The organism is Arenibacter lacus (assembly GCF_008711145.1).
In the GTDB taxonomy this organism is placed as follows: domain Bacteria; phylum Bacteroidota; class Bacteroidia; order Flavobacteriales; family Flavobacteriaceae; genus Arenibacter; species Arenibacter amylolyticus.
This window is the reverse complement of sequence record NZ_VVIN01000190.1, coordinates 1-959: the sequence shown is the minus strand read 5'-3', so window position 1 is coordinate 959 and position 959 is coordinate 1. Positions and strand designations below refer to the sequence as shown.

Here is a 959-nt window from a genome sequence, read left to right as displayed (position 1 = left end):
TTAGGGCGGTACGCCCTATGTTTTTTGGAGGCAGCTGCATCGAAGGCCAACGCGCCAACTGGCCCCTCGCTGCAAATGCAAGTCGTTGCATTTTCCGTTCGGTCCTCTGCAGCAAAATCTTCTTCCTCTGATATCTTAGGAAAACCAGCGGGTGCGTACAAACAAACTGTTACCTATACCGGTACGGCGTTGTAAGACTTATTGTAATAAAGATGAATTTAGGGATTCCCTTGGTTGCAGATACGGCAGTCTTGGGAATCCTTTTAGTTTATGACATGTCGGTGTTTGAACCGGAATGTTGTAAATCTGCACTTGGAGGGTGATGTAAGTTGCTGGCATCAAGGGTTGTGTTGATTTCTGAAGCCTTTGCTTGTGGTTAATTTACTACACGCCTTTCCTTTATCTACTACAGAGGTAACTACAGGTCCCTGGTATCTTTGCCGTGTCCTTTTAAACAAAGGGTTAAGAAAAATAATAATCCCTAAATCAAAAAAACCATGAAAAATTCAATAATCATCGCAGCCTTCGCTCTTGTAGCATTCGTATTCGGAACTAACCAGGCGCAAGCGCAAGAAGAGGCAACTACTACAGTAAACATCACATTAGCTGATGTGATTTCCATCGATGCTTCCAGTGTCGCTAATAATGGAGTCGTAAACTTTGAATATACTACCGCCGAACACTACAACAACGGGCTGCCTGCCAAAACCCAAGAAAGTGCTTTAATCGTGACCTCTACCAAGAACTTTAACGTAACGGTAAAGGCCGGTGGAAAGGACTTTAAGGATGGCGCTAATAAAATACCTGTAGACGTACTTACCATCCAAGCCACCGGAGGAACTATGGGTGGAGCAAAGCAAACTGTAGTATTGTCTGATAAAGAGCAGACCTTGGTAGGCGATGCCGACCTGGGGAGTGAATTAACGATCGATTTCAACTATGAGATTCCAGCGGAGAAA

1 protein-coding gene is annotated in these 959 nt (G+C 44.3%); it reads left to right on the top strand.

The window, feature by feature from the left end; all coding sequences use genetic code 11:
- Positions 1–497 precede the first annotated feature (497 nt).
- The coding region (locus tag F1E73_RS17090) for a peptidoglycan-binding protein LysM (RefSeq protein ID WP_150452672.1) at positions 498–959 on the top strand (462 nt) is incomplete at its 3' end.